The sequence below is a fragment of the Planktothrix sp. FACHB-1355 genome (genome assembly GCF_014748295.1).
Taxonomy (GTDB): domain Bacteria; phylum Cyanobacteriota; class Cyanobacteriia; order Cyanobacteriales; family Aerosakkonemataceae; genus Aerosakkonema; species Aerosakkonema funiforme_A.
The window spans coordinates 1-3,304 of the sequence record NZ_JACJUP010000809.1 but is presented as its reverse complement, the minus strand read 5'-3'; the positions used below and the strand labels follow the sequence as shown (position 1 = coordinate 3,304).

Annotated in this window: 2 protein-coding genes; one reads left to right on the top strand and one right to left on the bottom strand. The window is 45.0% G+C overall.

Translation table 11 applies throughout. The features are described from left to right. Nucleotides 1–1,565: MASE1 domain-containing protein (locus H6S82_RS32880; RefSeq protein WP_242057106.1), on the bottom strand; the 1,565-nt coding region annotated here is incomplete at its 3' end. Between the two features lie 160 nt (nt 1,566–1,725). Between H6S82_RS32880 and H6S82_RS25225 the strand changes: the two genes are divergently transcribed. Then, a complete protein-coding gene (locus tag H6S82_RS25225) occupies nt 1,726–3,093 on the top strand; it encodes a TldD/PmbA family protein (protein WP_190473843.1) in 1,368 nt (455 codons plus the stop codon). Nucleotides 3,094–3,304: the final 211 nt, after the last annotated feature.

Here is a 3,304-nt window from a genome sequence, read left to right as displayed (position 1 = left end):
TAGCATTCCACTGCGGGCAGTTCGCTATATTGCTCGTTCACCTGAATTCGATAATTGTAGGTACGATCATTTTGCAAGCGATGTTGCACAATCAACAACGTACTTTTAATTCCTTCGTGAATGTCTACTTTCTTCATTTCAGCTTCGTCCAGGCGCGAGAAATTTCTTAAAGATAAAACTATCTGCCGGATGCGTTCGGTTCCCGCTTTCATAGAGGACAAAATTTTGCCAATGTCTTCTTGAAGGAAGTGTAAATCTATTTCTTCAAGCCGCTCTTGAATTCTGGGACTAGCTTGGGGATATCGATCTTGATACAGTGCGATCGCTTCTAACAAATCTTGGGTATAGTTATTGATGTGGGTAAGGTTGCCGTGGATAAAATTGACTGGGTTATTGATTTCGTGAGCGATACCTGCAACCAAATGGCCCAAACTTGACATTTTTTCTGATTGAATCAGTTGCTGTTGGGTTTCTTGCAATTTCCGAAAAGATTTTGCCAGTTCTTCATTTTTTTGCTCCAGTTCTAATGTTCTTTCTTGCACTTTGCTCTCAAGCGTTTGGGCGAGTTCTCTAAATTTATGTTCCGATTGCTGACGCTCGTTCACAGTAGCGGTTAAAATCAGACCTGTGATGGCTTCAACTGCTAGGAAAGCTTGTAGGTAAAGGATACTGCTATTGATATTACTTTCCATTATTAAAAATGGGCCATCGCCTCTTGATATTCCAAAAATGCCAATAGTAGAACCTACAAATGCTGACAGCGAAGTTCCTGTTTGCCCGAAACGAAATGCTGCCCAAATTACTAAAGTAAAAGGTAAATATTCCAGGGGATAATCGGCAATTTTTAGGCTGGTTTTAGAGCAAAATACTATCCAATTTACCCCGATAAGCAGCGCCAGCCAAACAGCGAATTCCATTAATTTTAGATGGGAAATTTTAAATGTAAAATTGTGAGTTTGCTGGTGAGTTTCTGAGTTTTTACATTGGTTCGACAAACGCCAATCCAAAATCCCAAATCTAAAATCTAAAATCGAGTGACACCACGTTAGTAACACTGGCGTCACAATCAAAATGGCAATGATATCGCCAAGGCACCAACTCCACCACTTTGACCAAAGTGAGCTCCCGGATAACAAAGATAAACTGACGATCGCAATGCTATTACCCACAAACGAGGATAGCGGTGCTGCCACTATTACCAATCCCAAAACATCTCGCAGGCGATTTAAAGCAGGATGGAAACCAACGCGGTTAAGCAACTTCGCTGCTACCCATGCTTGCAGCGTAATAATCAAGGCAGTGGTAGCGGCAACAGTCCACTTTGTGGCAAAACACAAGTAGAAAAAAAAATGACCTAGTGCGATTCCAGGCAATATCCGCGATCCCAGCAACACAAGTGCAGCTACGTTAACCCCTGTGGGCGGCCATATAGGTACAATCTCCCATTCCAGTTTCAGATTGGGAATTAAAGTGATTGAGTAAGCTGCGCCGAAGTGGACAACGGCCACTAGGCCAACAGAGGCAAAGTACTGCCAAGACCGCATCGGTATTTGGATAGTAGGCATTTTTGTGTTTCTAATATGTTGCATTGGCACCGCTATCGACATTATCGAAGATAGCTCACGTAACAGATAGTCACCAGAGAAGTTCTAGACTAAAAGAAGAAATTGTGAAGCAAGTGGCAAATCAGTCTGGAAAGGAAGTATTAAGCGCGTGAACAATTCCATGCAGGATCGGTTACTTGAGACGATCGCCCCTTACCGCGATCGCGTTGATTATCTGGAAATTCGATTAGAACAAAGCGAATCAACTGCCATAACTTTTCGTGGCCCACAACTGGATGCGGTCGATCGCGGTTTTACTCTTGCTGGCGGTATTCGCGCTTGTCATAACGGCGGCTGGAGTTTTGTTACTTTTAACGGTTTGGCAGAATTAAAAGAGCGAATTGAAGAAGCTATTTCCCAAGCCAAACTGGTGGGTAAAGAAACTACTGTTTTAGCACCGATCGAACCAATTAAAGACTATGTTACTGCCGAACTCGGACTCGATCCTAGAGGAGTTTCTTTAGCAGAAAAACGCCGTTTAATGGAAGGGTACAATCAGCTGTTGCTGGAATTTGACCCGCGCATTCAAACCACTTCAGTAAATTATCGCGATCGCTTTGGCATCACCTATTTTGTCAATTCGATCGGCACCTGCATCGCCCAAGAAAGGTTAGACATTCAAGCCGGTTTCGGTGCGATTGCTAGAGGAGAAGGCGGTTTGGTGCGACAAGGATACGAATCCTTCCACTCTCGATCGGATTATAATGCTCTGGTGGGAATCGAAGCGCGAGTCCAAGGTGCTGCCCAACGGGCTATCCGTCAGTTGGAAGCAAAATCTGTTAAAGGCGGTCAATATACTGTAGTTTTAGACCCTTACCTTTCCGGTGTTTTCATTCACGAAGCTTTCGGTCATCTTTCGGAAGCAGATTTTGTTTACGAAAATCCGCGAATGCAGGAATTGCTGAGTTTGGGCAAACCTTTGGCGATCGAACAGCTCAATGTAGTAGACGATGCGACTTTGCCAGGATTACCGGGTTCTCTCAAGTATGATGATGAAGGCGTTCCGGGTCAGCGCAAATATTTGATCGAAAAGGGTATCCTCACTCAACGCCTGCATAACCGCGAAACTGCTGCTAAACTCCAAGAAAAACCTACCGGCAATGCGCGTGCGATCAATGCTACCCATCCGCCGATCGTGCGGATGACCAATACCGCGATCGAAGCGGGGGAACACTCTTTTGATGAGATGATTGCCGATATCCAGGAAGGCGTCTATGCTGTGCGGATGTTGGGCGGACAAACTAACGGCGAGATGTTTACTTTTGCCGCAGCTGAAGGTTACATGATTCGCAATGGCAAAATAGCAGAACCCGTCAGCGATGTCACTCTGACGGGTAATGTTTTCCAAACTCTTAAAGATATTGAAGCGATCGGCAATGATTCGGTTTATCTCAACGGCGGTTGCGGTAAGGGCGGACAAATGCCCCTGCCTGTAAGTGTCGGTGGGCCACACATCCGCATCAAAAATGTTGTGGTAGGAGGTCGGTAACTCCAAAAAGCAGTAGGGTGGGCATTGCCCACCCTACTTCCTAAAGCTGCTGCATTTCTTGTTCCAACAAGCGGATCAAATTTTCGTCACCCTTCGATCTAGCGACTTCCAGGCGCTGCTCCAGTCTCTTTTGGATGTTAGCGCGATGAACATCAGCAGTTCTTTTTACTTCTTCCCGATTAATTCTGCTCATAGTGGACTCTTTTTGGAA

Excerpts from the sequence above, each read along its gene's own strand:
- H6S82_RS25225 (WP_190473843.1), top strand. The coding sequence starts at position 1,726 with ATGCAGGATCGGTTACTTGAGACGATCGCCCCTTACCGCGATCGCGTT.